The sequence below is a fragment of the Bradyrhizobium sp. I71 genome, assembly GCF_022354745.1.
GTDB lineage: Bacteria > Pseudomonadota > Alphaproteobacteria > Rhizobiales > Xanthobacteraceae > Bradyrhizobium > Bradyrhizobium liaoningense.
Genome location: NZ_CP059398.1, coordinates 7,008,822 through 7,034,129 on the forward strand (window position 1 = coordinate 7,008,822; position 25,308 = coordinate 7,034,129).

General features: G+C 64.5%; 28 protein-coding genes. 17 read left to right on the forward strand and 11 right to left on the reverse strand.

From position 1 onward, the window contains the following. Positions 1-72 precede the first annotated feature (72 nt). Positions 73-1,140 (forward strand): linear amide C-N hydrolase, encoded by a 1,068-nt coding sequence (locus tag FJV43_RS33190; protein ID WP_239623175.1) that lies wholly within the window; start codon positions 73-75, stop codon positions 1,138-1,140. 130 nt (positions 1,141-1,270) lie between these two features. Further along, on the forward strand, positions 1,271-2,524 hold the full coding sequence (locus FJV43_RS33195; protein WP_239623176.1) for a serine hydrolase: 1,254 nt from the start codon (positions 1,271-1,273) through the stop codon (positions 2,522-2,524). Positions 2,525-2,561: 37 nt separating this feature from the next. On the opposite strand, the gene FJV43_RS33200 is transcribed toward FJV43_RS33195, so the two are convergent. Then, the gene (locus FJV43_RS33200) at positions 2,562-2,924 is read right to left on the reverse strand and encodes a cupin domain-containing protein (protein ID WP_239623177.1); all 363 of its coding nucleotides are present in this window, start codon (positions 2,922-2,924) and stop codon (positions 2,562-2,564) included. 175 nt (positions 2,925-3,099) lie between these two features. Here FJV43_RS33200 and FJV43_RS33205 point away from each other — a divergent pair, with 175 nt between their 5' ends. Together FJV43_RS33205 and FJV43_RS33210 are read left to right on the forward strand one after the other, a co-directional pair. Continuing rightward, a complete protein-coding gene (locus FJV43_RS33205) occupies positions 3,100-3,762 on the forward strand; it encodes an SRPBCC family protein (RefSeq protein ID WP_239623178.1) in 663 nt (220 codons plus the stop codon). Continuing rightward, positions 3,762-4,124 carry a metalloregulator ArsR/SmtB family transcription factor gene (locus FJV43_RS33210; RefSeq protein WP_239623179.1) on the forward strand — a complete coding sequence of 121 codons (363 nt, stop codon included), beginning with the start codon at positions 3,762-3,764 and terminating at the stop codon, positions 4,122-4,124. Before FJV43_RS33205 ends, FJV43_RS33210 begins: the two co-directional genes overlap by 1 nt. A 31-nt stretch (positions 4,125-4,155) precedes the next feature. On the opposite strand, the gene FJV43_RS33215 is transcribed toward FJV43_RS33210, so the two are convergent. Further along, on the reverse strand, positions 4,156-5,037 hold the full coding sequence (locus FJV43_RS33215; RefSeq protein WP_239623180.1) for a LysR family transcriptional regulator: 882 nt from the start codon (positions 5,035-5,037) through the stop codon (positions 4,156-4,158). 152 nt (positions 5,038-5,189) lie between these two features. On the opposite strand from FJV43_RS33215, the gene FJV43_RS33220 reads away from it, so the two are divergent. Further along, positions 5,190-5,843: a hydrolase gene (locus tag FJV43_RS33220; RefSeq protein WP_239623181.1), complete on the forward strand. Its 654-nt coding sequence runs from the start codon at positions 5,190-5,192 to the stop codon at positions 5,841-5,843. 176 nt (positions 5,844-6,019) lie between these two features. Here the strand turns inward: FJV43_RS33220 and FJV43_RS33225 are convergent, their stop codons facing one another. Next, positions 6,020-6,517, reverse strand: a complete 498-nt coding sequence (locus FJV43_RS33225) for a peptide deformylase (protein WP_239623182.1) — start codon at positions 6,515-6,517, stop codon at positions 6,020-6,022. A gap of 79 nt (positions 6,518-6,596) precedes the next feature. On the opposite strand from FJV43_RS33225, the gene FJV43_RS33230 reads away from it, so the two are divergent. Both FJV43_RS33230 and FJV43_RS33235 read left to right on the forward strand, forming a co-directional pair. Then, on the forward strand, positions 6,597-7,181 hold the full coding sequence (locus tag FJV43_RS33230) for a TetR/AcrR family transcriptional regulator (RefSeq protein WP_239623183.1): 585 nt from the start codon (positions 6,597-6,599) through the stop codon (positions 7,179-7,181). Between the two features lie 88 nt (positions 7,182-7,269). Beyond that, on the forward strand, positions 7,270-7,848 hold the full coding sequence (locus FJV43_RS33235; RefSeq protein WP_239623184.1) for a DUF308 domain-containing protein: 579 nt from the start codon (positions 7,270-7,272) through the stop codon (positions 7,846-7,848). A gap of 18 nt (positions 7,849-7,866) precedes the next feature. On the opposite strand, the gene FJV43_RS33240 is transcribed toward FJV43_RS33235, so the two are convergent. After that, positions 7,867-8,328: a cupin domain-containing protein gene (locus FJV43_RS33240; RefSeq protein WP_239623185.1), complete on the reverse strand. Its 462-nt coding sequence runs from the start codon at positions 8,326-8,328 to the stop codon at positions 7,867-7,869. A 56-nt stretch (positions 8,329-8,384) separates the two neighbouring features. Further along, positions 8,385-9,302 carry a LysR family transcriptional regulator gene (locus tag FJV43_RS33245; protein WP_239623186.1) on the reverse strand — a complete coding sequence of 306 codons (918 nt, stop codon included), beginning with the start codon at positions 9,300-9,302 and terminating at the stop codon, positions 8,385-8,387. 123 nt (positions 9,303-9,425) lie between these two features. Between FJV43_RS33245 and FJV43_RS33250 the strand changes: the two genes are divergently transcribed. The 3 genes from FJV43_RS33250 (at position 9,426) to FJV43_RS33260 (ending at position 12,629) form a co-directional block, all read left to right on the forward strand. Then, on the forward strand, positions 9,426-9,977 hold the full coding sequence (locus tag FJV43_RS33250) for a hypothetical protein (protein WP_239623187.1): 552 nt from the start codon (positions 9,426-9,428) through the stop codon (positions 9,975-9,977). Further along, complete coding sequence (locus FJV43_RS33255; RefSeq protein WP_239623188.1) at positions 9,974-10,957, forward strand: NAD(P)H-quinone oxidoreductase; 984 nt, start codon at positions 9,974-9,976, stop codon at positions 10,955-10,957. The genes FJV43_RS33250 and FJV43_RS33255 overlap by 4 nt, the downstream gene beginning before the upstream one ends. A gap of 451 nt (positions 10,958-11,408) precedes the next feature. Then, positions 11,409-12,629 carry an MFS transporter gene (locus tag FJV43_RS33260; protein ID WP_239623189.1) on the forward strand — a complete coding sequence of 407 codons (1,221 nt, stop codon included), beginning with the start codon at positions 11,409-11,411 and terminating at the stop codon, positions 12,627-12,629. Positions 12,630-12,650: 21 nt separating this feature from the next. Here FJV43_RS33260 and FJV43_RS33265 read toward each other — a convergent pair whose 3' ends face one another. Next, a complete protein-coding gene (locus FJV43_RS33265) occupies positions 12,651-13,037 on the reverse strand; it encodes an ester cyclase (RefSeq protein ID WP_239623190.1) in 387 nt (128 codons plus the stop codon). Between the two features lie 16 nt (positions 13,038-13,053). Beyond that, positions 13,054-13,944, reverse strand: a complete 891-nt coding sequence (locus FJV43_RS33270; RefSeq protein WP_239623191.1) for a LysR family transcriptional regulator — start codon at positions 13,942-13,944, stop codon at positions 13,054-13,056. A gap of 103 nt (positions 13,945-14,047) precedes the next feature. On the opposite strand from FJV43_RS33270, the gene FJV43_RS33275 reads away from it, so the two are divergent. Continuing rightward, positions 14,048-14,773, forward strand: coding sequence for an SDR family oxidoreductase (locus tag FJV43_RS33275; RefSeq protein WP_126258671.1), 726 nt, complete (start codon positions 14,048-14,050; stop codon positions 14,771-14,773). A gap of 15 nt (positions 14,774-14,788) precedes the next feature. On the opposite strand, the gene FJV43_RS33280 is transcribed toward FJV43_RS33275, so the two are convergent. Continuing rightward, on the reverse strand, positions 14,789-15,661 hold the full coding sequence (locus tag FJV43_RS33280; RefSeq protein WP_239623192.1) for a bifunctional helix-turn-helix transcriptional regulator/GNAT family N-acetyltransferase: 873 nt from the start codon (positions 15,659-15,661) through the stop codon (positions 14,789-14,791). A gap of 152 nt (positions 15,662-15,813) precedes the next feature. Between FJV43_RS33280 and FJV43_RS33285 the strand changes: the two genes are divergently transcribed. From FJV43_RS33285 to FJV43_RS33300, 4 genes are all read left to right on the forward strand, one after another. Further along, on the forward strand, positions 15,814-17,478 hold the full coding sequence (locus tag FJV43_RS33285; RefSeq protein WP_239623193.1) for an acetolactate synthase large subunit: 1,665 nt from the start codon (positions 15,814-15,816) through the stop codon (positions 17,476-17,478). 204 nt (positions 17,479-17,682) lie between these two features. Beyond that, complete coding sequence (locus FJV43_RS33290) at positions 17,683-18,030, forward strand: Lin0512 family protein (RefSeq protein WP_239623194.1); 348 nt, start codon at positions 17,683-17,685, stop codon at positions 18,028-18,030. A gap of 4 nt (positions 18,031-18,034) precedes the next feature. Then, on the forward strand, positions 18,035-18,727 hold the full coding sequence (locus FJV43_RS33295; protein ID WP_239623195.1) for a GNAT family N-acetyltransferase: 693 nt from the start codon (positions 18,035-18,037) through the stop codon (positions 18,725-18,727). 68 nt (positions 18,728-18,795) lie between these two features. Then, complete coding sequence (locus tag FJV43_RS33300) at positions 18,796-19,983, forward strand: serine hydrolase domain-containing protein (protein ID WP_239623196.1); 1,188 nt, start codon at positions 18,796-18,798, stop codon at positions 19,981-19,983. An 83-nt stretch (positions 19,984-20,066) separates the two neighbouring features. On the opposite strand, the gene FJV43_RS33305 is transcribed toward FJV43_RS33300, so the two are convergent. Both FJV43_RS33305 and FJV43_RS33310 read right to left on the reverse strand, forming a co-directional pair. After that, positions 20,067-21,407: an RtcB family protein gene (locus FJV43_RS33305; RefSeq protein WP_239623197.1), complete on the reverse strand. Its 1,341-nt coding sequence runs from the start codon at positions 21,405-21,407 to the stop codon at positions 20,067-20,069. A 112-nt stretch (positions 21,408-21,519) separates the two neighbouring features. Continuing rightward, complete coding sequence (locus tag FJV43_RS33310) at positions 21,520-22,845, reverse strand: TROVE domain-containing protein (protein ID WP_239623198.1); 1,326 nt, start codon at positions 22,843-22,845, stop codon at positions 21,520-21,522. Between the two features lie 1,212 nt (positions 22,846-24,057). Here FJV43_RS33310 and FJV43_RS33315 point away from each other — a divergent pair. Next, positions 24,058-24,723 (forward strand): DUF429 domain-containing protein, encoded by a 666-nt coding sequence (locus FJV43_RS33315; protein WP_239623199.1) that lies wholly within the window; start codon positions 24,058-24,060, stop codon positions 24,721-24,723. Positions 24,724-24,729: 6 nt separating this feature from the next. Here the strand turns inward: FJV43_RS33315 and FJV43_RS33320 are convergent, their stop codons facing one another. After that, a complete protein-coding gene (locus tag FJV43_RS33320) occupies positions 24,730-24,942 on the reverse strand; it encodes a hypothetical protein (RefSeq protein ID WP_239623200.1) in 213 nt (70 codons plus the stop codon). A gap of 166 nt (positions 24,943-25,108) precedes the next feature. On the opposite strand from FJV43_RS33320, the gene FJV43_RS33325 reads away from it, so the two are divergent. Next, the gene (locus tag FJV43_RS33325) at positions 25,109-25,255 is read left to right on the forward strand and encodes a hypothetical protein (protein WP_239623201.1); all 147 of its coding nucleotides are present in this window, start codon (positions 25,109-25,111) and stop codon (positions 25,253-25,255) included. The last annotated feature ends 53 nt before the right edge of the window (positions 25,256-25,308 follow it).

A 25,308-nucleotide genomic window follows, 5' to 3' on the forward strand; every position in this document is an offset into this window, starting at 1 on the left:
CCTCATGATGACGATCATCGAAGCCGGTAGCGTGCTCCTGTCGGTTCAAGAGCTATCGCGAGTTCGATGACAATGAAGAGTCCGGCCCTATCGCGCATTTTCCTGGCGACCATGGCGGCTGTGATCGCGGTTGCACCATCGCTCTCGCTCGCCTGTACGCGGCTGGTTTATCTCGGCGCCAACGGGCAAGTCGTCACGGCGCGGTCGATGGACTGGCGGTTTGAGATGCCGACCAATCTCTGGATCTTCCCGAGAGGCATGGCGCGCAGCGGAGAGGGCGGACCGAACTCGCTGAAATGGAAATCCAAGTTCGGCAGCGTTGTTGCCTCCGCTTACGAGGTTTCGACGTCGGACGGGATGAACGAGGCAGGACTGGTCGCCAACGTCCTCTGGCTCACCGAATCCGAATACCCGAAGCTGGATTCCGGCAAACCCGGCCTGTCCATTGCCGCCTGGGCCCAATACGTGCTCGACAATTTCGCCACCGTCCGGGATGCGGTTGCGGTCCTCGAGACGGATCCTTTCACGATCGTCACCGACAACGTGCCCGGACAGAAATTGCTCACCACGCTTCACCTGTCTCTTTCGGATGCCACGGGTGACAGCGCGATCATCGAATACATCAATGGCCGGCCGGTCATCCATCACGACCGCAAGTACCAGGTGATGACGAATTCCCCGATCTTCGAACAGCAACTGGCGCTGAACGAGTATTGGAAGGAGATCGGCGGCACGGTGATGCTGCCGGGCACGAACCGTGCCGCAGACCGGTTCGCGCGTGCGTCCTTCTACGTCGACGCGATTCCGAAAGATGAAGATCCCGACCGCGCCGTCGCCAGCGTCTTCAGCGTGATCCGCAACGTGTCCGTGCCGTTCGGCATTTCAACGCCGGACCAGCCGAACATTTCCTCGACGCGGTGGCGCACCGTCGCGGACCATCAGCGCAAGCTGTACTTCTTCGAATCCGTGCTGACCCCGAACATATTCTGGGTGGATCTCAAGGGAATCGATTTCTCACCTGAGAAGGGAAAAGTGAAGAAGCTCGATCTGGGGTCCCAACAGTCGCGCATTTTCTCCGGCGATGCGACCGCGAATTTCCAGGAGGCTGAGCCATTCAAGTTCCTGGGCCCGTCCATGTGAGCACCACAGGCTGCGAAGCGTCGCAGCGGGGCCAACCTGACCGCGCGTAGCGCCCCGGCGGAAACGTCGGATGTCCGTCACGTTCTCCCGTGATAGGTGATCCGTATGGTCCCCTTCGGAGCTTGCCTTCATGTCCGTCGCTACTGCCGCCAGCCAGTCATCTGCCACTGCCACCGACCCCGAAACCCTCAGCTGGATGCGCGGCTTTCCGCCGTCGCCCGATCGCACCATCACCTTCCAGGACGGCTCGTTCCGTAACTTCCCCGAACTGCGCTGGGCCTGGAGCAACATCCGCCAGCTGGTGCCGACGGTGAACGTCTGGCGCGGGGCAGGGCCTGCATCGGTGCTGCCGCGGGAGGATCACGACATCGGCGCGGTGGCTTCGACCACGATGGACGGCCGGCCCATGACCTTCGCAAAGATGCTGGAGGAGACTTATGCCGACGGCATCGCCGTGCTGCATCGGGGCAGGCTGATCTATGAGCGCTATTTCGGCGCGTTGCAGCCGCACAAGCCGCATATCGGGATGTCGGTGACGAAGTCGTTCACCGGCGTTCTCGCCGGCATTCTGGTCGCCGAGGGCAAGATCGATCCGCAGGCGCCGGTGACCGACTACGTGCCGGAGCTGAAGGCGAGCGCGTTCGGCGACGCGCGCGTGCACGAGGTCATGGATATGACCACGGGGCTTGCCTACACCGAGGTCTACACCGACAAGAATTCGGACGTGTGGGGTCTGCGGCGCGCCAACGGCATGGCGCCGATTCCGCCTGACTATGACGGCCCGACCACCATCTTCGATTTCCTCGTCGCGCAGAAGAAGCAGGGCGAGCACGGCAAGGCCTTCGCCTATAAGACCGTCAACACCGACGTGCTGGCCTGGATCATCCGGCGCGCCAGCGGCACGACGCTGTCCGACCTGCTCTCCGAGCGCATCTGGCAGCCGATGGGTGCGGAGGAGGATGCGTATTATCACGTCGACCGCATCGGCACCGAGAGCGGCGGCGGCGGGCTCTCCACCACGCTGCGCGATCTCGCCCGCTTCGGCGAGACCATGCGCAATCACGGCCGCTTCAACGGCCGCCAGATCGTGCCGTCACAGGTGGTCGAGGACATCGCGCGCGGCGGCGACCCCGAGAAATTCAAGCCGGCCGGCTACACCACTCTGCCGGGCGCGTCCTACCGCAATCAATGGTGGGTCACGCACAACGCCCACGGCGCCTACATGGCGCGCGGCGTCTACGGCCAGGGCATCTACATCGATCCCAGGGCCGAGATGGTGATCGCGCGCTACGCCTCGCACCCCATGGCGGGCAACGCCGCCAACGACCCCGTGACGCTGCCGGCGTATATGGCGCTGGCGAAGGCGCTGATGGCGGGCGGGTAGGGTTGCCGCATCGCGACCTCGCGCCCCGCACTCGCTGTCATCGCCCGACTTGACCATGCGCCTCCTGCCAATGCGGATAGGTGACGTAGGCGGTGAGAGCGCCTTGCTCGTGCGAGCGGATCGTGACCGTCTCGCCCTTCGGCATGTAGACGATCTCGCCGGGACCCGCAGTAATGGTGTCGCCGGCGCTCGTGACCGAGAGCTTCCCCTCGAGGACGATCATGACATCGTCGACGCTCATCGTCTCCTCGAGATTCTGGTTCGGTGCGTAGCGTCCGAAGCCGATCGTGATCGGTCCGCCGTGACGTTGGTCGACCAGGTTGCCGACGAAGATATCGCCGTCCTGTCCCGGCGAGCGCTCGAGCGAAGCGTCGGAGATGGCAAATTTGCGAACTTTCATGAATTCATTCCGTGTTGTGCAGGCTTGGCAGGGGGCACGGATAGACGCCTGGGCAGGCATTTTGTTCGCATCGCCGCACGAGGCGGTTTGACGCAGCGGCAGGGCTTAATATAAGCATTGACTTATATTAGTTGCGATTGATATTCCTCTGCCAAAGAAGCTAAGGAGAAGCGCAATGCAGATCGACGTCGCCAGGGTCCTGGGACTTGTGACGCGCTCGGTGAGGAGCTTTGAGAAGGACGGGAAGCCGGCCAGCGCGGTGACTCTGACGCGTCTCTACGACACCGGCCTCGACGATCTCTGGGACGCGGTGACCAGCAGGGAGCGCATCCCGCGCTGGTTTGCGCCGGTCGAGGGAGACCTTCGGCTCGGCGGAAGGTATCAGGTCAAGGGCAATGCCGGCGGCACCATCACGGCGTGTACGCCGCCGACCCATTTTGCCGCGACATGGGAATTCGGTGGCGCGACGAGCTGGATCGACGTCAAGCTGTCGGCAGAACGAAGTCAGGCGCGCTTGACGCTTGAGCACACCGCGATCATCGAGGATCATTGGAATCAGTTCGGCCCCGGTGCGGTGGGCATCGGTTGGGACCTCGCGCTCGCGGGACTCGAGCGATATCTTGCGACCGGGGCGTCGGTCGCCCACGAGACGGCCGAGGCGTGGATGGTCTCGCCCGAGGGCAAGGACTTCATGACAGCAAGCGGCGAGTATTGGCGTGCGGCGCATGTCGCGAGCGGGGTCGATCCCGACACGGCGAAGCAGCGCTCGGACCGCACCATTGCGTTCTATCGCGGCGAGATGCCGCCCGACATCGCACATCCCGGCACAGGAAGCTGATGCACGTCTTCGAGGTCCTCGCCGATCCCGTGCGCCGTCGGATCCTCGAACTGCTCGCGCCCGGGGAGATGACGTCCGGCGAGGTCGTCGAAGCGATCGGGGCCGAATTCGGGATTACCCAGGCAGCGGTCTCGCAGCACCTCAAGGTGCTGCGAGAGAGCGGCTTCGCAACCGTTCGGGCGGAGGCGCAGAGGCGCCTCTATTCGGTCGACGTGGCGGGGCTTCAAGCGGTCGATGCTTGGATCGGTCAGTTCAGGAATTTCTGGGAGCCGAAGCTGGACGCACTGGCAACCGAGATCGCGCGCGGCAAACGTGAGCGTCGCAACGCGCCGCTCACCAAAAGGAGCGGGAAAAGAGCTTGAGGTGATCGCGAACTGGGAGTGAGGAGCGAGGTCACGCGGGCTGCGGAGCCGGCTCGCAATACTCGATCAGCAACTCGGTGAGGACCCGTATCTTCCGTGCGGGATGCTGGCCCGGCGGGCGGATCACATATGCACCCGCCGGAGCCGGGGGATATCGTGTCATGACCGGCACAAGCGCGCCCGAGGTTACGTATTCATGGGTGAGCCTGTCGGGAAGATAGGCGATCCCAAGTCCCGCCAGCGCAGCGAAAACCAGAGCTGTGCCGTTGTCGGCCTTGAAGCGACCCTGCGGACGCACCGTGAGGATCTTGTCGCCATCCATGAGTTGCCACACTTCGGTGCCCTGCATGAGGGCTTCATGGGCGAGGAGTTCCTCTGGCGATTCAGGCGACCCATGGGCCTTGATGTAGTCCGGGCTCGCGACCAGCTTCCCATAGACAGGTCCGACGCGTCTTGCGATCAGATCGGAGTCCTGAAGATAGCCAACTCTTATCGCGCAATCATATCCTTCTGCGATGAGATCGACGAACCGGTCGCTGTAGCAGGTTTGGATCTGAAGATGGGGATGGCGCCGGGCCATCTCCGCAAGGATGGGCGCGAAGTGGATCGGGCCGAAAGAAAGCGGCACTGCAACTCGCAAGCGGCCGCGCAAGTCTCCGGCGGGTAGAACTGCCTCCCTCGCTGCGTCGATCTCGGCGCTGACTCTGGCGGCATGGTCTCGGAAAGTGACGCCGGCTTCCGTGAGCGCAGCCCCGCGGGTCGTTCTTGCAAGCAGTTGGACGCCAAGCTCCGCTTCAAGCCGCAGCAGCCGACGACTGACGATCGATTTGGCGACGCCCAGCCGGGCCGCGGCGGACGAAATTCCTCCGGCATCAGCGATTTCGACGAACGTTCGTATTTCTTCAATATCCAATTCAGCGTTCCTCGCTCCGCGACACGGTGTACCTCGCCGCGACACTACCGTATCGCGTCCGGGAACACCAATCTCGGCGTCGGGCTACGTCGCTGCTGGCGTACGTCTTCGAAAAACCAGTGCCGCTCACAACGGCAGTAAAGGATGCAACGATGACTTTTCGTAACGGCCTTGCTTCGCTTCTTCGTCCCGAAGACTCCGTGCTCGTTTTGATCGACCACCAGCCTTACCAGCTCGCGAACGTGAACAGCCACGAACCGCAGATGGTGATCAACAACACGGCCGGTCTGGCCAAGGCCGCCAAAGCCTTCGGCGTCCCCACGATCCTCACCACGGTGATCGCTGAACGGGGAGGCCTCCTTTTCCCTCAGATCACGGACGTTTTCCCCGGCCAGGAAGTCATCGACCGGACGTTCATCAACACCTGGGAGGATCGAAAGGTGGTGGACGCAGTCAAGGCAACGGGCCGCAAGCAGCTCATCATTGCTGGCCTGTGGACCGAAATTTGCGTTGCGATGCCGGCGATTCAGGCTCGTGGCGAAGGCTGGGATGTAACGGTGATCACCGACGCCTCTGGCGCCGTTTCGGTGGAGGCCCACCAGGTCGCAATCCAGCGCATGATCGCGGCGGGCGTGAATATGATGACCTGGCTGGCGCTCGCGGCCGAATGGCAGCGCGACTGGGCTCGGACCGATCAAGCTGCCGCGCTGACGAAGGTGATCATCCAACATGCCGGCGGAAGCGGCATCGCGTACCTGTGGGAGCAGCAGCTGCTCAACACGCCCGTACCCGGCAACGCGGGATGATCTGAGCGTGTGAGCGTTCGACTGCATCGCTCCGAAAGAGCGGTTGCATCTCGAAGCTCGTCACGCCCTCTCAACGATCACGCCATGGATTTGCCAGCGGCTTGCGCGGGCGCGCAGGCCGCTGGCGTAGTCCATCCGCCTGGCCTCTGGCGCTGGCGCATGGCTTCGCTGACCTTTCAAGGTCGCGATATCTTCTCGAACTTCTTGACCAGCCGCTCGCGCTTCAGCCGCGACAGCCGCTGGAGCCAGAACATGCCCTCGAGCTGATCGATCTCGTGCTGGTGGCACACCGCGCGCAAGCCGTCCGATTCCTCGTGTTGCATGTTGCCATCGAGATCCTGATAGCTGATCCGCACCCGCGCATGGCGCTGCACCTCGTCGTTGACCCCAGGCATCGACACACTGCCCTCGCGGTGCAGGATCATCTTGGGCGAGGCCCATGTGATCTCCGGATTGACGTAAGTGCGCGCGCCATCCTTGGCGTCGAGCTCCAGCACCACGACCCGCAAGGGCACGCCGATATGCGGCGCGGTGATGCCGATGCCGGGCGCGGCACGCATGGTCTCGAGCAGGTCGTTCGCGAGGTCGCGCAAGGACTCGTCGAAGGCGGTGACGGGGTGGGCCGGCAGCGCGAGCCGGCGGTCGGGATAGCGCACGATCGGGCGGATGGTCATGCAGGCTCCTATCACTCACTCACGGATCATTGAAGCATCCGAGGTTGACGACCTACCTACTGGAAGGTAGCTAGACGCCATGAGCACCGTTTCCTCGACCGCCGACGACATTCTTGCCTGCGCCCGCACGCTGATCATCGCGGGTGGCTATAACGGCTTCAGTTACGCCGACATCGCCGATGTCGTGGGCATCCGCAAGCCGAGCATCCATCACCATTTCGCCAGCAAGGTCGACCTGGTCCGCACCCTCGTGTCGCGCTATCGCGAGGAGGCCCAGGCGGGGTTGTCGGCGCTCGAACGCAATGTCGCTGATCCCGCCGACCAGCTCAGGAACTACGTGGGGTATTGGGAGGCGTGCATCAAGGATGCGACGGCTCCGTTCTGCGTGTGTGCGCTCCTGGCCAGCGAGCTTCCGATCCTGCCTGAGGAGGTGGCGCTCGAAGTCCGCGCGCACTTCCGTTTCCTGGCATCCTGGCTGGCATCGGTCATGGAGCGCGGCAAGCGGCAAGGTCGGCTCCATCTCGCCACCACGGCACGGGTCGAGGCGGAGGGATTCATGGCGACCGTTCACGGCGCGATGCTGTCGGCGCGCGCTTATGGCGATCCCAAGATGTTCGGAACCATCATCCGGCCGCTGCTGGAACGGCTTTCCACCAGGCACTGACGAGGTCGACACAGGCCATGCCGGGCAGGGCGGCCCGGCGTTTCCACATCGGATGCAAACTACCAACTAGTAGGTAAGGAGAAGGCAAATGAAGAATCGTGAGATCGCTTTGGAGGCGGCCGACCAGGCGCAATGGCTGAAGCAATACTACTTCCTGCGTGCAGCGTTTTCCGTCGCCTGGGTCATTGCGGCCTTCGTGATCGCGCCAACGTCCGCGGTGATCGCAGCGGCGTTGCTCGTCGCCTATCCGGCCTGGGACGCTGCCGCCAGCTATCTCGACGCGCTCTCCAGCGGCGGCTTGAATCAGAACCGCACGCAGGGCCTGAACGTGCTGGTCAGTCTGGCGACCACCATCGCGGTCATCCTGGCCTTGCAGGTGAGCATGAACTGGGTGCTCGGAATCTTCGGGGCTTGGGCGATCCTCTCCGGATTGCTCCAGCTCGGCACGGCCGTGCGCCGCTGGAAGCGTTTCGGCGCGCAATGGGCCATGGTGCTCAGCGGTGGCCAGTCGGCGCTGGCGGGCGGCTTCTTCATCTTTCAGGCCTCGATGCCTGCGGTGCCATCGATCGCGAATGTAGCGGGCTACGCCGCGGTCGGCGCGCTCTACTTCCTCGTCTCGGCGGTCTGGCTCACCGTCAGCACGTGGCGCCGCAGCGCGGCCATGTGAGGCGTTGCTCCAGACGCTTCACGCGTCCGGATAGGGCGTGCCGTCCTTGTGCAGGAAGCGGCCGTCGGATGCCGGGCTCATCATGTCGATGTCGGAGCAGGTGATGAGGTCGGCTTGCGAGCGCGAGCCGACCTCGAGATAGACAGCCGTTGCATTCGACCTGTTGATCATGTGATGGCCGTTGCCGCTTGCCTTGGGGAAGGCCGCGCAATCGCCGGCGCGCAGAACAGTTTCGCCGCCATCCTCGATCAGCGTCACCTCACCTTCGAGGATGTAGACGAACTCGTCCTCGTGCGAATGCCAGTGCCGCTGGCTCGACCAGCCGCCCGGCGGCAGGCGCATCAGGTTGATCCCGAAATCCTTCAGGCCCCCGGCATCGCCGAGCCGCTGCCGGATCCGATCGGTGCAAGGAGCATCGAAGGGCGCGGGGTAGCCGGACCCCTTGCAGGCCGGCACGACGGCAATGTCGATCTTTGGCATGGAGGGATCTCCTGCAATTCAAGGCACGGATGGTGATGATGTCATTGGCGTTGGAACTACGCCCACACCGGCGGCGACCCGATGGAATCCCGCAACGCGGCAGTCAGGATCGTCAGTTTGGCAGACGGCTGGGCCAGGGCACGCAACAGATAGACGCCGGCCTTCGCCTCATTCCACCGTTCGTCGTCGAGCGAAATTCGTGTCAGTGAACCGGCGCGTATGTCTGTCCCGACGACCCAGTCTGCCAGGAATGCGATGCCGATGCCGGCGAGTGCCGCGAGCCGCATCGCTTCGAAGTCGTCGCATCGAAAAACGGCTTGCGGCCCGGGCGCTGCGCCCGCGGGGTGACCAAGCACGTCCGTCCAGCCCAGCAGGTCGGCGCCGTGCAATTTGTCAATCAGCCGATGGCCGGTGAGGTCTTTCGTTTCGGTCGGTATGCCGTGACGATCGAGATAGGCAGGAGTGGCGACCAGCATTCTGTTCTGCGATGCCAGCTTGGTCGCGATGAGGGTGCTGTCGGCAAGTTCGCCGATCCGGATCACGGCATCGAGCCGCTCCAGCACGGGATCAGCAAGCCTTTCGGTGAGATCGAGTTCGACCGTGAGGCCGGGATGATTCCGCATGACCGTTTCCAGGGTGGGGACCACGTAGCGCTTGCCAAAGGTCGGAAAGCAGGCAAGGCGAAGAACGCCGGCGACCGCACCATTGAAAGCGGCGATCTCTGCGTGCGTGTCGGCCAGGTCGTCGAGCAATCGCTGCGCGCGTTCAAACAGTCGTTCTCCGGCATCGGTCACCGCGAGCGCGCGGGTCGAGCGCACCAGCAGCGGCACCCCGACACTGTGCTCCAGCGCGTCGATCTGCCGGACGACGGCCGAGGGCGTCACACCGCGATGACGTGCGGCGCTGGAGAAGCTCCCGCCACGAACCACGTCAACATAGATGGCCAGATGTTCCGCAAAGCGCGGGTCTTTCATCTTTGCACCTTTCGCAAAAGGGTTTCGAGCTCAGCGTTCATTATCATCATCCCTCAAAGGCCGTATCTCCTCTCTCGAAAGGCGGGCCTTGCCGGCTAAGCCCTTGAATGAAAGGAGATTATCATGAAGGTTCTCGATCGCATCCTGTCGCAATCGGCCTATACCGCGGTCATTGATGTGCCGCTCGACCGGGTGGACATCGCCGAATGGCTGTTCACGCTCTCCGAAGCCGAATATCTGCGCTGCTGCCCGCCTGATCACATTGCGGCCGGCGTCAGCACCACAGACGACGGACGCCGCATGATGATCAACGTCGAGCAGATCGGCACCGGGCTGGTGATCCAACACTACGTCGCGGAGGAGGCCGGCAAGACCTACTGCCGCATGAATTCGATCTCGGACGTGTTTACGACAAATGGCCGGACCCAGGTCAACGTGATCTGGGAGCTGAAGGCCGAAACCATCGATGACGGGCGCACACGCTATACGAACAGCGTCACGGCACATCCGACCGATGTCTTCATGGCATTCCTGGACAAGCACGGCATTGCCTTCGAAGACGCCGCCAACGCCCGCCAAGCGGCCGGAAGCGACCACAATCGCCGCGAGACGCCGTTGTTCGCCGCCAGCATCGCGCGGCGCGCCAAGGCCCATGCGCAGGAGCAGGCAAAATGAGAGGCGTCGTCTATGACGGCTTCGGTCCGGCGGAGGTTCTCCGCCTGGCCGAAGTGCCGAGGCCGGAGATTCGTCCCCACGACCTGCTGGTGCGTGTGAAGGCGGCAGGCGTCAACCGCGCGGATATTCTCCAGAGAAACGGCGCCTACGGCAACCAGAGCTTTGGCGAGAGCACGCTGCTTGGCCTCGAACTGGCCGGCGAAGTCGTTGGCGTTGGCAGCGAAGTCGACGACGTCTCGATCGGGCAGCGTGTGATGGCGATCGTCGGCGGAGGGGCGTATGCCGAATTCGCCCGGGTCGACCGTCGCATGGCGATCGGGATTCCCGGCAATCTCCCGTTCGTCGAGGGCGCGGCGATCATGGAATCATTCGTCACGGCCGTCGAATCGGTTTCACATGTTGCAGGCGTCGGGCAAGGTCAAACCGTCCTGGTTCACGGTGCCGCGGGCGGAGTGGGCTCCGCCTGCGTGCAGGTCGCCCATGCGCTGGGCGCCACCGTCTACGCAACGGCGAGCGCTTCGCGGTTGGCGGACGTCGGCAGCATCGGCGCCGTCGCTGTCATCGACTATCGTGCCGACGATTTCGAAAGCGTTGTCGCGAGGCTTACCGATCATCGCGGCGCCGACGCCGTGATCGATTTCGTCGGAGGCGACTACCTGCCGCGCAACCTTCGCAGCCTTCGGCCTGGCGGGACCCTGGTTCAGGTCGGCATTTTGAGCGGCCAGCACGCCACCTCGATTCCGCTCAACCTGCTGCTCCACAACCACTTGCGATTGGTGGGCACGGTCATGAAATCGCGAGGCGTGGACGAGAAGCGGGCAATGGTCCGTCGCTTCTCCGAGGGGTTTTCGCCGCTGTTTGCGTCGGGTGGGCTGAAACCGTTGGTGGACCAGGTGTTTCCCCTTGAACGCGCCGCCGATGCCCATCGCAGCGTGGAGCGCGGCGGAGGATTTGGAAAGGTTATCTTGGCGGTGGATTGAGCGGGCAGGGGTATCGTGCTTGTGCGCGAACCGACCGTCTGAATTCGCGCTGATCATGTCGGGTCGGAGCATGTCGTGAGATAGCCGGGCGAGCGCGAGCCGACCTCGATCGATCACCGAGGACGACGTCAAGGCCTTGTTCGAGGCTTGACCGAGCGCGGCGCTGCGGTGAGCCCAGGCTGGCGTTGGCCTCTGGGCTGCGATGCTGTCGATTGGGGGATGATGACATTGTGCCGGTGTTTTGCCCGACAGGTCAACTCGCCGTCCAGCATCGCAAATGACGGACCTCGTAAGTCATTGATTCCACAATGGCCGGCTACTGTGCATGGGGTTGTTTTTCGACTTTCTTGTTGGCAGGTCACAAGAGCGTGCAGCAAAAATGACGTGAGCGTTGTCGGTCCGCGCCGTTCCCCTTCGTCTTCCACCCGGACAGACCTGACGGGAGACCGAAATGACCTCTTCCAACTATCGCTGGGTGATCGTCGCCGCCGGCGGATTGCTCGGCTGCGTCGCGATCGGCGGCATGTTTTCGCTGCCGGTGTTCCTGCAGCCGATCGCAAAGGACACCGGTTGGTCGGTGACGGGCATCTCCAGCGCGATGACGATCGGCTTTCTGGCGATGGCTTTCACCAGCATGGCCTGGGGCACGGCGACGGACAGGTTCGGGCCGCTGCCGGTGGTGCTGACGGGATCGATCGTGCTGGCGCTCAGCCTGTTCGCGGCGAGCCACGCGACCTCGCTCCTCGTGTTCCAGGTCGTATTCGGCCTCCTGGTCGGCGCCTCCTGTGCGGCGATCTTCGCGCCGATGATGGCGACCGTCACCGGCTGGTTCGACACAAATCGCAGCCTCGCGGTGTCGCTGGTTTCCGCCGGCATGGGCATGGCGCCGATGACGATGTCGCCGCTGGCGGCCTGGCTCGTCTCCGGCCACGACTGGCGCACCTCGATGCAGATCGTCGCGCTGGTGGTCGGCGCCATCATGATTCCGGTCTCGTTCCTGGTGCGCCGTCCGCCGGCGCTGGTGCATGCCGCGGCCGCATCGGGGGGCGAGGGCGCTGCGCAAGGCGAGATGTCGATGGGCGAAGCGTTGCGCTCGCCGCAATTCCTCATTCTGCTCGCCACCAACTTCTTCTGCTGCGCGACGCATTCGGGCCCCATCATCCACACTGTCAGCTATGCCGTGAGCTGCGGCATCCCGCTGGTCGCGGCGGTGACGATCTACAGCATCGAGGGGTTTGCCGGCCTCGGCGGACGCATCGCCTTCGGCCTGATGGGCGACCGCTTCGGCGCCAAGCGCGTGCTGGTCTCGGGCCTGCTGCTGCAGGCGTTCGGCGCGCTCGCCTACGTCTTCGCGCACCAGCTCACGACGTTCTATGCGGTCGGCGCCATCTTCGGCTTCATCTATGCCGGCACCATGCCGCTCTACGCCGTGCTCATCCGCGAGAACTTCCCGCTCAAGATGATGGGCACGGTGATCGGCGGCACCGCGATGGCCGGCAGCCTCGGTATGGCGACCGGCCCGCTCGCCGGAGGCCTGATCTATGACGCCTTCTCCAGCTATGCCTGGCTCTATATCGCCTCCTGGGCGATGGGCCTGGGTGCCTTCCTGATGGCGATGACGTTCCGCCCCTTCGCAAAGCCGCAAGGGGAGGTGGCGCCGGCGGCGGCGTGAGCTCCGGATCGAGGCGCGGCGTCAGAGCTGCGCCTCGATCGCGGCCTTGTCGATCACCGACCAGACTTGCCGGATCTTTCGGCCTTGAAATTCGTAGAACACGTTCTCGCAGAAGGACACGCGCTTTCCATTGACCGCAAGACCCGGGAATGTCCCGGCTGGCGTGCAATCAAACTTCAGCCGGGCCGCGAGGCGGGGAGGATCGGAGATCAGCATCTCGATGCGGAACTGCAGATCCGGGATCTCACGAACGTCCCGTTCCAGCATCGCGCGATAACCGGCCAGCCCAAGGGGCCGCGCGTTGTGGACGACCTCCTCATGCACGGATTGTCCGAGGGCCGGCCAGTCCCGCCGATTGAGACAGCCGATGTAATCGCGATAGATGGCGGCAAGCTCGTCCCTGGTCATGGCAGGTTCCTTCGGCTCAACTGCGCCGCTGTAAGTGCTCGATCAGCGCGCGCAGTTTCGGCGCGACGTTGCGGCGGCTCGGGTAGTAGAGATAGAAGCCGGCGAAGAACGGGCAATAGTCTTCCAGGATCGGCACGAGCTCGCCGCGCTCGATCGCGGGACGGAAGCTCGCCTCCATTCCAAAGGTGATGCCGGCGCCGGCGACGGCGAGCTTGATCATCAGTGCCATGTCGTTGGTCGTGATGTCAGGAGCGACCGCAACGCTGAACTCCCTGCCGTCTTCCGCAAACTCCCAGCGATAGGGAGCGACGGTCGGCGCAGGCCGCCAGCCGATGCAGCGAAACGATGCAAGCTCGGACGGGTGCGCCGGCACGCCGAAACGGTCGCGAAAGGAAGGAGCGCAGACCGCAAGCTGGCGCTCCTCGCCGGCGATCGGCACCGCGATCATGTCCTGCTCGATGACCTCACCGAGCCGGACTCCCGCGTCGAAGCCCGCGGCGACGATGTCGAATTCCGCGTCAGTCACGGTGACGTCGAGCTGTACCTCCGGATTGGCTTCGGCGAAGGCCGCAAGAAACGGCCCCGAGAGAAAATGCTCGGCGATCGAGGAGACCGCAAGGCGCAGCAATCCGCGCGGCCGCCCTCGCAGCGCTTCAGTGTTGCCGAGCGCGGCGCGCATGTCGGCGATGGCGGGGGCGACCTCCGCGTGCAGCCGCTCACCGGCCTCGGTGAGGCCGACGCTGCGCGTGGTACGCTGGACCAGTGCGATTCCGAGATTTTCCTCCAGCCGCTGGATGGTCTGGCTCACGGCCGAGCGGGTCACGCCGAGCCGGTCGGCGGCGGCACGAAAACTCCGCTCCTCGGCGACCAGCGCAAAGACGGCGAGAGCGTTGAGATCGGGTTCCATTGGTTAGATATGCTTGCCGTGCTGGTAAGGGATCGTCGTCTTATCACGACAGCGGCCCAGGTCCATCTTCCACGCCATCAATCCGAACGCGAGGAAGGACCTCATGCCAATCGACAAAGTCATTCTCATCACCGGCGCCTCAAGCGGCATCGGCGCGGGCATCGCGCGCGAATTGGCGAGAGGCGGCGCAAAGCTCCTGCTTGGGGCGCGTCGCGTCGATCGTCTCAAGGATCTCGCGGCCGAGCTGAAGGCGGCGGGCGGGACGGCGCTCGCGCATCCGCTCGACGTGACCGATCGCGCGAGCGTTGCAGCCTTTGCAGACGCCGCGCGCGGGGTGTGGGGCCGCGTCGACGTGATCGTCAACAATGCCGGCGTGATGCCGCTGTCGCTGATGGCCTCTCTCAAGGTCGAGGAATGGGACCGGATGGTCGACGTCAACATCAAGGGCGTGCTCTACGGCATCGCGGCCGTGCTGCCGGAAATGGTCGCGCGCGGCTCCGGCCATGTGATCAACATCGCTTCGATCGGGGCACTGAGCGTATCGCCGACCGCGGCGGTCTACTGCGCGACCAAACATGCAGTGCGGGCGATCTCGGACGGCCTGCGCCAGGAGCACGACAACATCCGCGTCACCTGCATCCATCCCGGCGTGGTGGAGAGCGAGCTCGCGGGCACCATCACCGATCCCGCAGCGGCCGAAGCGATGAAGACCTATCGCGCCATCGCGCTTCAGCCGGATGCGATCGCACGCGCGGTGCGCTTTGCGATCGAGCAGCCCGATGACGTCGACGTCAACGAGATCGTCGTGCGCCCGACGCGGACGACGTGATTCCCTCTCGCGGCATCACAGCCGCTTTTCGAAGAACAGGTCCGGATAGGGATCGTCGTTGAAGCGGGGGATCTCGCGCCAGCCCGTGCTGCGATAGAGCTGACCGGCTTCGGGCAGCGCACTGTTGGTGTCGAGCCGCAGCAGCGCGATGCCGAGTTCCCGCGCCGCGTTCTCGGCCCCATCCATCAAGTGGCGGCCAAGCCGCAATCCGCGCGCGGCAGGCGCCACCCACAGCCGCTTGATCTCGGCATAGCCGTGATCGGTTCCCTTCAAGCCCACGCAGCCGATCGGCAGCCTGTCCGACATCGCGACGATGAAGGTGCCGCGCGGACGGCGCATGTCCTTGGCGTCAGGGTCGCGCGACAGCGAGACGTCGAAGCCTTGGCTGAAGCGGCGGCCGAGCTCGGCATAGTATTCGCCGAGGCAATAGCGCGCTTCCTCGCATCGCGGGTCCATCTCGTCCAGAGTGACGCGCTCGCGCGTCAGTGCGGACGCGATCAGGTCCATCGCCGCCAGCAGCGCCTCGCGCTGCGAATGTTGTGCGAGGAAGCCTTCGGCCTGCGCGTTCGACAGGGCCTCGTAGGCCGCGAACTCGCGACGGCCCGCCCGCGTGAGCTTTGCCATGCGCCGGCGCGCATCGTCTTCGCGCGCGGTGGTCTCGATCAGCCCTTCGTCCTCGAGGCTGCGGAGCAGCCGGCTCATCAACCCGGAGTCGAGACCGAGATAGTCGCGGATTTCCGCCACGTCAGAGCGTCCGTGCCCGATCGCATTGAGCACGCGCGCCGCGCCGAGCGGCCGGCTGCGCCCGAGGAAGGAATTGTCGAGCGCACCGACGGCGGACGTGACGGCACGGTTGAAGCGGCGGACGCGGGAGACGGCATCGAGCATAATGTCTGACTTTAGTCAGATATCGTGGCCTGTCAATCGCGAGAGCCGATCGAGCTTCCGGTAGCGCGCCTCTTTGTGAGTTGTTCCCGTGCCGCGAGCCGCTACCATGCGCCCGCGCGGGGAATTCGGGTCTACAACAGGTGGAGGCGACATTGAGCGAGCGGGAACGCAAGGTGAAAGGATCGGACCTGTTTGTAGCGGCGCTCGAAAACGAAGGTGTCGATCGCATCTTCGGCATTCCCGGCGAAGAGAATCTCGATCTGGTCGAATCGCTGCGTGCCTCCAGGATCGAGCTGATCCTGACCCGCCACGAGCAGGCCGCCGCCTTCATGGCCGCCACGCACGGGCGGCTGACCGGAAAGCCCGGCGTTTGTCTGTCGACGCTCGGCCCCGGTGCTCTCAACCTGTCTACCGGTGCCGCCTATGCGCATCTCGGTGCGATGCCGATGATCCTGATCACCGGCCAGAAGCCGATCATGAGCAGCCGGCAGGCGCGTTTCCAGATCGTGGACGTGGTCGCGACCATGAAGCCGCTGACGAAGCTGTCACGACAGATCGTCAGTGCCTCCAGCATTCCGACCGTGGTGCGCGATGCGTTCCGCGCGGCGATGGAGGAGCGTCCTGGACCGGTGCACCTCGAATTGCCCGAGGATATCGCGGGTGACGAGGTGCCTGATGTCCCCGTAGTCCCCGTCCATCCGATTGAGATTCCCGTCGCCCATCGCGCCGCGCTCGACCGCGCCGCAGAGATGATCATGGCCGCACGGCGTCCGCTGGTGATGATGGGAGCTGCGACCAGCCGGCCGCGGTCGACACATGGTATCGCGAGTTTCGTGCGTCGCACCGGCATTCCGTTCTTCACGACGCAGATGGGCAAGGGGACCGTGCCCGGCGGCACCAACCTCTACATGGGCACCGCCGCGCTCTCGGAACGCGACTACGTGCATGATGCCATCGACGCCGCCGACCTGATCGTCGCGATCGGTCACGATCCGGTCGAGAAGCCGCCCTTCATCATGGGCCCGTCCGGGCCGAAGGTGATTCACGTCAGCTACACGTCGGCCAGCGTCGAGCAGGTCTATTTTCCGGACGCCGAGGTGGTCGGCGATGTTGGCCCGAGCCTGGAGCTGCTGGCGGATCGGCTCGAAGGCAAGCTGCCGCAGGCCGCGGCGCTGCTCCCGCTACGCGAAGAGATCCTGGGGCATATCGCCGATCGCGCCACCGAGGCGCGCTGGCCGCCGACGCCGCAGCGCATCGTGCACGACATCCGCCAGGTGATCCCGGAGAACGGCATCGTCGCGCTCGACAATGGCATGTACAAGATCTGGTTCGCGCGCAACTACCGCACCCGCGTCGCCAACACGCTTCTGCTCGACAATGCGCTGGCGACCATGGGTGCCGGCCTGCCGTCGGCGATGATGGCCGCGATGCTCTATCCGGACCGCCGCGTGCTCGCGGTCGCCGGCGACGGCGGCTTCATGATGAACAGCCAGGAAATGGAGACCGCGGTCCGTCTCAAGCTCAATCTCGTCGTGCTGGTGCTGGAGGACAACGCCTACGGCATGATCCGCTGGAAACAGGCCGTCGATCAATTCGCCGATTACGGCATGACCTTTGGCAATCCCGACTTCGTCCTCTACGCGAGGGCTTATGGGGCGAAAGGGCATCGGATCGAGAGCATCGACGGCTTTGGCCCGACGCTGGAGGCGGCATTCAAGGAGGGCGGCGTGCACCTCGTGTCGATCCCGATCGACTATTCGGAGAATGTGCGGGTACTGGTCGACGAGCTGCGGGCGCATGAAAAGGCGAAGGCGTGATTGATGTTCGTGGCTCTCACCTCGTCATTGCGAGCGCAGCGAAGCAATCCAGACTGCGTCCGCGGAAAGATCCTGGATTGCTTCGCTGCGCTCGCAATGACGGAGGTCTGGGCGGGTACGTCCAGCCTGCATGAGGGGCGCACTTGTCTCGCGCGCCCCGATCGCCCACACTCGCAATCACCAAATCAACCACAGGAATAGAGAATGACCCGCGTTCGTTGTGTCACCGAGATGGGCATGGGCGTCGACGTTCACGGCAGGGACGCCACCAAGGCGGCCAAGCGTGCCGTGTCGGATGCCATCAGGCATTCGAGCCTCGGCTTCTTCCGGATGATCGGCAAGACCGCAAACGACATGTTCGTCGACGTCACGATCGCGGTGCCCAATCCGGAAAGCGTGGACAAGGAAGCCGTTGCCAAGGAGCTGCCTTACGGCACGGTGACCGTGACTGCGGTCAAGGGCGGGCTGGAGATCCCCTCGGCCACGGAAGTGGCCAACGACCCCATTCTCATCGCCAACGCCGCCGTCATCGTCAGTTTCGACAAGGACTAGGTCGATGTCCGACAGCGATGAGGCGCTGCTGGATCGTCCGATCTGGAGCGCGCTGACGACCAGCCAGAAGCACCTGGCCGAGGGTGGTCCGCGGGCGCTGCGTTACCCCGTGGACATGACGCCCTTTGCCGACATGGTCGACATGTCCGCCGCAAGCTTTGCAACGCTGGGAGATTTGCTGTCCGGCACTCAGGTCGCCGCGCTGTTCACGCCGGAGCCGGTCGAAGTTCCCGGCGGCTTCAAGGTGGTGCTCGCCGATACGGGCGAGCAGATGATCGGCTCGCCGGCCGACAGCTCGCTTCGCGATGCCGAGATCGTCACATTGGGTGCTGCCGACGTTCCCGCGATGATGGCGCTGACCGAACTGACGAAGCCCGGTCCATTCTCGCTGCGTACCCATGAGCTAGGCACGTTCCTCGGCATTCGCTCCGGCGGCGAACTGGTTGCGATGACGGGGGAGCGGATGAAGCCGGGAAAGTTCGTCGAGATGACGGCCGTCTGCGTGCATCCAGAATATCGCGGGCGCGGCTATGCGCAGGCGCTGTTAGCTGCGGTCGCGCGGCGGATCGAGGCGCGCGGCGAGATTCCGTTCCTGCACGTGTTTTCCAACAATACGTCCGCGATTGCGCTGTACCAACGGCAGGGCATGCGGATTCGGCGTCGCCTGCACGTCACAGTGCTGATGAAACAGGGATGAGCTGCGCGGCGGGCTTCATATCCCGCGAATTCGCGCTATATCGATGCCAACCACAATTGGGGGAATACATGGACGCGAGGACACCTGATTTTTCCGCCGCACGGACGGCGATGCAGCGCTATGTCGATCAGGAGATCATTCCGGGTGCATCCTGGGCGGTTCTGCGCGGACGCGAGGTGGTCGACCAGCAATGCGTCGGCTTTGCCGACCGTGAGGCGAACACGACGCTTCGGCCCGACCATATCTTCCGCGCGTTTTCCAACACCAAGATCTTCGTCACCTGCGCGATCATGCTGCTGGTGGAGGAAGGCCACATCGGGCTCGATGATGCGATCGAGAACTTCCTGCCGCAGCTCGGCAATCGCAAGGTGCTGAAGCAGGGTGCGGCAAGTCTGTCGGACGTCGAGCCGGCGAAGAGCCCGATCACGATCCGCCAGCTCCTGACCCACACCTCCGGCCTCAGCTACGGCATCTTCGATCCCGGCACGGTGCTGTTCAAGGGCTACAACGAGGCGCGCGTGCTCAATCCGCTGACGCCGCTCGCCGACCTGATCGACAGGCTGGCCGATCTGCCGCTGTCCTATCATCCCGGTACGGCCTGGGAATATTCCGTTGCCACCGACGTGCTCGGCCGCGTCGTGGAGGTCGTCTCGGGTAAATCCCTCGATGCCTTCCTCAAGGCGCGCATCTTCGATCCCCTGGGCATGACCGACACCGGCTTCTACGTTCCCGAGGCACAGCAGGGCAGGCTGGTCGCGCTCTACAATGGCGCCGACGTGCTCGACCCCATGAAGCCGGGCCTGACGCGCGCGGACAATCTGCCGTTTCCGCAAGCCTATCGGCGGCCGTTCCCGCGGCTCTCGGGCGGCGGCGGTCTGGTCTCGACCCTGCCGGACATGCTCGCGCTGGTCCGCGCGCTGCTGCCCGGTTCGGACACGCTGCTGAAGCCGGACACGCTCCGTCAGATGATGACGAACCAGCTGCCCGGAGGCCAGACCATCCGCTTTGCCACTCTCGGGCCGATCCCCGGCAAGGGGTTCGGCCTCGGCGGCGCCGTTACCTTCGCGCCGACGCCGTTCGATCCGCCGAACTCGATCGGCGAATTCCAGTGGGGCGGCCTTGCCGGCACCCATTGGTGGATTTGCCCTGAGGCCGATACCGCCGGCGTGCTGATGACGCAGCGCTACATGGGCTTCTGGAATCCGTTCTTCTTCGAGTTCAAGCGCCTGGCGTATCAGGCGGTCGGCGCGGGCTGACGCGAAACGCGGCCCGGTCATCGAGCTCTGCCGCGACAAGCAAGGCGAGCGGAAGGCGTTGCCTCCCGCTCGCGATGCTGTCCTCAGTCCTTCCACGGATCGAACTCGCCTTCGCCGGCCATGGCGACGGCGAACGGCCGCAACGTGTGCAGCACCCGCACGGTGCCTGCGTGCTGGGCAAGCACGTCCGGCAGGCGGCGATAGGCCATCGGGCTCTCGTCGAGGTCGGCACCGATCAAGGTGACGCCGCGCTCGTTGAGCCACTGGTCCATCTCCGCGCGCGAGAAGCGCCGCTTCGCCTCCCGTCGTCCGAACAGGCGGCCGGCGCCGTGCACGGTCGAGTAGAGCGAAGCCTTGGCTTCCGGGCTGTCGACGCCTTCGAGGATGACGGCGTCGTCGCCCATCGAGCCGCCTACGAATCCCTTCTGGCCGGGAAACGCCGGCGTCGCGCCCTTGCGTACCACCCACAGATCCTTGCCGTCGTGGGTCTCACGCCAGGCATAGTTGTGGTGGTTGTGCACGCTCTCGGTCACGCTGCCGCCGATGATCCGGCGGACGCGCTCGACGACCCACTCGCGGCCCGCATAGGCGTAACGCCCGGCGAGCTGCATCGCCGCGATGTAGCGGCGGCCGAGCTCGCTATCCTCGTCGACCACGGCGGGCGGGACGTTCATGCCGTCCTTGCCGCCGGCGGCCTTGAGGTAGCGCGTCGCGGAGGTGTGGCCGAGACCGCGGCTGCCAAAGTGGACGCCGATCCAGACGAAGCCTTCCTCGTCGCGCATGAGGTCGACATAGTGGTTGCCCGACCCGACCGTGCCGAGCTGGCTCACCGCCTTCTGACGGTAGGCCTCCATGTCGCTCTCGCGCCAGGCATCGCCGTCGTCGAACAGATCGTGCTCGGCCCGCTCGGCATTGGCACGGCCGACGCCGAACGAGATCGTCTTGGCGACGTCGCGGATGATCGTGGGCACGAGGCCTGCGATGTCGTCGAAGCGCGTATCGAGCTTTGCCGCCATGTTGCCGCAGCCGATATCGAAGCCGACGCCGGAGATGCTGATCTGCTTCTCGTAGGCGATGACGCCGCCGACCGGCTGCGCATAGCCGAGATGACCGTCGGCGCAGATCACGCCCGACACGACGTTGCCGACCGCCATGCAGTTGCGCATCTGCGCGATCGTCGCGTCCTCGTGCGGGCCGAACACCTTCAGCGGCGCATTCTGGAAGCGGGCGTCCTGCATTCGGAACTCGGCGATCGAGCTCGCGGTTGCATTGGCCTCGCGGGCCAGATGCTCCTTGCGCGCGGCGTCCTTGTACAGACACCAGGCCGGCTGGCCGCGTCCTTCGCCGACGCGCGAGTCGGGATCGACACCGGCGGCGAGGCAGAGCTCGCGGGCGCGTTCCATGTAGGGATCGGGTCGTCGCATGGTCGTAGTCCTTGTCATTCCGCTCGCACCATAACGGGCCGGCGGTTCATTTCCGAGAGTTCTGAAGCCCCGGGCGCAGTTCTTGCGTCCGGGGCCGCTGTCGTTGTGCGCATCAGTGCAACGCCGTCTCCGACGCCGCGATCCACGCGACCACGGCCTCAGAGAAGCCGTTGACGCGGGTCCAGGCGCCGTGGCCGACACCGTGCTGATACGAGGCCACGTTCACCATGGTGCCGCGCGCGCTGGGCTCGGGCACCTGGTCGTGGCTCTGCTCGTCGGTGAAGACGATTAGGCGATCGCCCTTGCGGTCGATCTCCGTCACGGCCTTGCCGAGATAGGTCCCGCCATGCGGCTGCGAGTTGATGATCGCATCCCTGAGCGCGAAGCCGCGGCGTGGCGGGACCTTCACGACCTCGTTGGAGAAGGTGAAGATCTCGACCTCGTCGCAGATCTCGCGCGCGAGGATGGCAAGACCGCACGCCGCCTCCGCGCGCGTCATTTCCGACTGCGCGGAGAGGGTTGCGAACATCGAGCCCGAGACGTCGATCAGGAGCCGTGTCCGGCCCGGAAGCCGCACATGGTCCTTGACCGACTTGAGCATCGCAGCCTCGAGCTCGGGCTCGAAGTCCGGCGCATAGCGCGCCGCCGTGATGAAGCGGTAGGGCAGGATACGATCCGTCCGCATCGCCTCGATCGCGCCTGCGATGGTCTCACGCGGGACCTGCGCAGTCTGCATCAGCCGCAGATTGCGCAGCAGCGCCAGGCCGCCGAGCTTTCGCTCGGCGATCAGCCGCTCGAAGGTTTCGCGCTTGCTCTTGCCGGCCGAGAGCGAAACCTCCCAGGTGTCGGGGGAGGCGAGCTCGCCATCGACGAGCTGCTTCCACACCTTCTCCTGCTCGGCATCCCCAGGCTTGGCGTGGACCAGGAACAGCACGTCCCTGATCCGCACGGCGCCGTCGCGATCCCACTTGGCGAGCTGGTAGGCGTCGAACTTGGTCAGCGCGCGGGCAAGGCCCTTCTTGACCTGCGCCGAGACCGGCTGACGCTTGCGCTGCTGCTGAGGGCCCAGCGCATCCGCCCAGTAGATCGCGAGCAGCTCCGTCATCTCGTCGGGCCGCTGGATCACCCGGGCAAGCGTGTCGGCCACGAGGGCGCGGTGCTTCTCGCTGCGCGCCATCTCGCGGATGACCAGCAGCGGCGCGTGCCGCAGCTTCATCACCTCGCGCGCCTCGATCGCGAGCTGCGCGACCCTGGCGGGCGCGACCTTGGGCACGAGCGCCTTGATGCGGTCGGCGATCGCGACGCCGTCCTCATAGAACTGGTCCTCCCACAGGAGGCAGTTCATCAGCGCGCGCTTCAGCTCCATCTCGGGCGTGAAGCGCACGGCGCGCGCGCCCTCCCGCGTGAAGGCGCGAGCGATCTTGTTGAGCCTGACCATGATGGCCTCCTCTTGGGTTGATGGGGACGTGGAAACGGTGCCGGGGAACAAGCGAGGCTGTACTGCCCTTGCGGGCAAGTCACATGCTCTACCGCTGAGCTACGGACTTTCGTCCGGAAGGAGTCGAACCTTCGACAGTGTGATTCACGAAGTAACAGCGCTCTTCACCACCGGCGGTGGCTAAGGGGGACACGATCCGGGAACAGGCGATTCTGTGACCCGGCGAGCCACAGCTTGCCGGAAAGCGCTCTGGCCACTGAGCTACCGGTGCATGGTACACCGGGCGGGATTCGAACCCGCGACCTCTCGCGTGATAGGCGAAGTAACAGAAATCTTCACCACGGACCGTGATGGGGTTGGCGGGGAACGATCGATGCTGTTGCTGCCCTTGCGGGCGAACCGCCTTTCGGCGCGCAGGAGTCGAACCTGCTCGGCGCTCTAGCGCCTTTACCATGAAGTAACAGACATCTTCACCACCGCCAGGCCGATGCTTTCGCACCGGCCGTTGAGGGGTACGCTGGGGAACGGGCGATATCGGCTTCAGTGACGACAACACAGGACCGTCCTTGCGGATGGACCTGCGCCGGGCCGCGTGCGTACCTTTTCCGAGGCCGCATCCCGGTTCGTGTGTCAAAGGCGGGAGGCATACCCGCTTTGCCGTGTGGAGAAGTATCCGACATCTTCACCACCAGCGTCGGTTGAGCCGCGATGACAGCAGCAAACCGAGTTACAAAAATTCTATCGCGGCGCTGTCGACGCGCCGCATCTTGCGAACCCTTCGGGTTCGCTCTGCCATCGGTGTCCGGCTCATCGCCTCGTTCCCTCCGGCAGGCCCCGCGCATTTGAGCACGCGCCTTCTCAGCGCGAGCCCCGGGATCCGGGTCTCCCGTTCCGGCCGATGCCGGGTTGTTTGGTTGGGCCGCGCGGCGGGCAATAAAAAAACCTCCGGAGCGGCAGGCTCGGGAGGGTCCGTGAGAAGCGGACTGTCGATCTTGCGGTCAGGCAAGATCGCTCCCATGAGCCGGGCATGCGCAATCGAATAGCTTTGGGCTATTCGGCATGCGGACAATTCTTTCGTAGCGGTACGACATCGCTCGGTTCATGGTGTCTGTCGCAAGCGGAAGCGCTTGCGAGGGCGCGGGACATACGCCCGCAACTTGCGGATGTCAAGCGAGACGCGCGCGAAGAAATTGGCAATGACGGACGCATGAGGTGCCAAACTATCTCGGCCTTGATGGATTTCGCTTCGGTTGGGTCGCCGCCTGGATCGACGAGCGCGGCGATCACGGCTTCGATTATTCGCCGGGCCTGACGCGTCTGCTCGCGCTGCCGCATGTGCGTGCGATGATCGACATGCCGATCGGATTGAAGCCGAGCGGCTATCGCGCGTGCGATCTGCGTGCGCGCGAGCTGATCGGCCCTGCCGTGTTTCTTGGCGCGCGCAGAGACCTCTGGAGCTTTCCCGACATGGCGGCGGCCAACCGCTTCTATTGGACGCATGAAGGCAAGGGCAGGGGAGTATCGGCGCAGCTCTGGAATATCAGGGACAAGATCAGAGAGGTTGACGAGGTCATGACACCGGCGCGGCAGGCAACGATCGGCGAAGCGCATCCGGAATTGGTGTTCCGGAATCTGGCAGGGCGTGTGCGGCTCGAGCCGAAGACGTCGCCGCGGGGCCGCGAGCAACGCGTTGCGCTGCTGAGAGACCGGGGCTTCACCAGGGTCCAAAGATGGCTGACGCTTCGCCACGGCACCGGCATCGGCCGCGACGATCTCATCGATGCGTGTGCCTGCGCGGTCGCGGCACGCGACAGTACGCAACGTGTCGGCGGAGAGGAGATCGATCCGCGCGGATTGCGGATGGAGATCAACTTTTGAGGTCGATCAGCCGTCCCGATCGCCTTCACCTTCGAAGTGGCTGCGACTATTGCGGCCTGGATTCGAGGAGGCGCCCTCGTCGTTCAGTCTTGTTGCTCTCGCTTGGTATTCGTCGGCCATCGCTCGCAACCGTCGCGCGGCTTCGCTGTGCGCGAGATCGTTCGCGACGCGGCGACAGCGTTCAGCGTGATCGAGCAGAGCGCGTTTCTCGATGTTCATCCCGCGACAACGCGCGAGGGGGGCATTGGTCCCTCCGCGGGCTGCCGGAACAGCGCGATGTCTTCGCAGCGCAATCCGGGAAAAAACAGCAATATTTCCATGCCGCCTCGGAACGTGGCGCCGGAGCCGACGTTTTACGCCATAGGCTGTTGAGGGACAAAATGCCATGTACGACGTGTGCCAATTGGCGACCGCGATGCTTGCGATCGCCTTTACGGCGGTGCTGTTGATCACGGGTGAACGGTTCATCGAGCATCGACTGCAGCATGAGGCGATGACCCCGATTGTGGCGATGGCGACGCTGCCGCCATAAGCGCAGGTTCGCCGGGACGAAGTGTGACTTGCGCCGCACGGCGCCTCGCCTAG

Excerpts from the sequence above, each read along its gene's own strand:
- FJV43_RS33260 (WP_239623189.1), top strand. The coding sequence starts at position 11,409 with ATGACCTCTTCCAACTATCGCTGGGTGATCGTCGCCGCCGGCGGATTG.
- FJV43_RS33205 (WP_239623178.1), top strand. The coding sequence starts at position 3,100 with ATGCAGATCGACGTCGCCAGGGTCCTGGGACTTGTGACGCGCTCGGTG.
- FJV43_RS33275 (WP_126258671.1), top strand. The coding sequence starts at position 14,048 with ATGCCAATCGACAAAGTCATTCTCATCACCGGCGCCTCAAGCGGCATC.
- FJV43_RS33295 (WP_239623195.1), top strand. The coding sequence starts at position 18,035 with ATGTCCGACAGCGATGAGGCGCTGCTGGATCGTCCGATCTGGAGCGCG.
- FJV43_RS33195 (WP_239623176.1), top strand. The coding sequence starts at position 1,271 with ATGTCCGTCGCTACTGCCGCCAGCCAGTCATCTGCCACTGCCACCGAC.
- FJV43_RS33240 (WP_239623185.1), bottom strand. The coding sequence starts at position 8,328 with ATGCCAAAGATCGACATTGCCGTCGTGCCGGCCTGCAAGGGGTCCGGC.
- FJV43_RS33235 (WP_239623184.1), top strand. The coding sequence starts at position 7,270 with ATGAAGAATCGTGAGATCGCTTTGGAGGCGGCCGACCAGGCGCAATGG.
- FJV43_RS33280 (WP_239623192.1), bottom strand. The coding sequence starts at position 15,661 with ATGCTCGATGCCGTCTCCCGCGTCCGCCGCTTCAACCGTGCCGTCACG.
- FJV43_RS33305 (WP_239623197.1), bottom strand. The coding sequence starts at position 21,407 with ATGCGACGACCCGATCCCTACATGGAACGCGCCCGCGAGCTCTGCCTC.
- FJV43_RS33225 (WP_239623182.1), bottom strand. The coding sequence starts at position 6,517 with ATGACCATCCGCCCGATCGTGCGCTATCCCGACCGCCGGCTCGCGCTG.
- FJV43_RS33190 (WP_239623175.1), top strand. The coding sequence starts at position 73 with ATGAAGAGTCCGGCCCTATCGCGCATTTTCCTGGCGACCATGGCGGCT.
- FJV43_RS33230 (WP_239623183.1), top strand. The coding sequence starts at position 6,597 with ATGAGCACCGTTTCCTCGACCGCCGACGACATTCTTGCCTGCGCCCGC.
- FJV43_RS33250 (WP_239623187.1), top strand. The coding sequence starts at position 9,426 with ATGAAGGTTCTCGATCGCATCCTGTCGCAATCGGCCTATACCGCGGTC.
- FJV43_RS33245 (WP_239623186.1), bottom strand. The coding sequence starts at position 9,302 with ATGAAAGACCCGCGCTTTGCGGAACATCTGGCCATCTATGTTGACGTG.
- FJV43_RS33210 (WP_239623179.1), top strand. The coding sequence starts at position 3,762 with ATGCACGTCTTCGAGGTCCTCGCCGATCCCGTGCGCCGTCGGATCCTC.
- FJV43_RS33320 (WP_239623200.1), bottom strand. The coding sequence starts at position 24,942 with ATGAACATCGAGAAACGCGCTCTGCTCGATCACGCTGAACGCTGTCGC.
- FJV43_RS33300 (WP_239623196.1), top strand. The coding sequence starts at position 18,796 with ATGGACGCGAGGACACCTGATTTTTCCGCCGCACGGACGGCGATGCAG.
- FJV43_RS33270 (WP_239623191.1), bottom strand. The coding sequence starts at position 13,944 with ATGGAACCCGATCTCAACGCTCTCGCCGTCTTTGCGCTGGTCGCCGAG.
- FJV43_RS33265 (WP_239623190.1), bottom strand. The coding sequence starts at position 13,037 with ATGACCAGGGACGAGCTTGCCGCCATCTATCGCGATTACATCGGCTGT.
- FJV43_RS33220 (WP_239623181.1), top strand. The coding sequence starts at position 5,190 with ATGACTTTTCGTAACGGCCTTGCTTCGCTTCTTCGTCCCGAAGACTCC.
- FJV43_RS33325 (WP_239623201.1), top strand. The coding sequence starts at position 25,109 with ATGTACGACGTGTGCCAATTGGCGACCGCGATGCTTGCGATCGCCTTT.
- FJV43_RS33255 (WP_239623188.1), top strand. The coding sequence starts at position 9,974 with ATGAGAGGCGTCGTCTATGACGGCTTCGGTCCGGCGGAGGTTCTCCGC.
- FJV43_RS33200 (WP_239623177.1), bottom strand. The coding sequence starts at position 2,924 with ATGAAAGTTCGCAAATTTGCCATCTCCGACGCTTCGCTCGAGCGCTCG.
- FJV43_RS33310 (WP_239623198.1), bottom strand. The coding sequence starts at position 22,845 with ATGGTCAGGCTCAACAAGATCGCTCGCGCCTTCACGCGGGAGGGCGCG.
- FJV43_RS33290 (WP_239623194.1), top strand. The coding sequence starts at position 17,683 with ATGACCCGCGTTCGTTGTGTCACCGAGATGGGCATGGGCGTCGACGTT.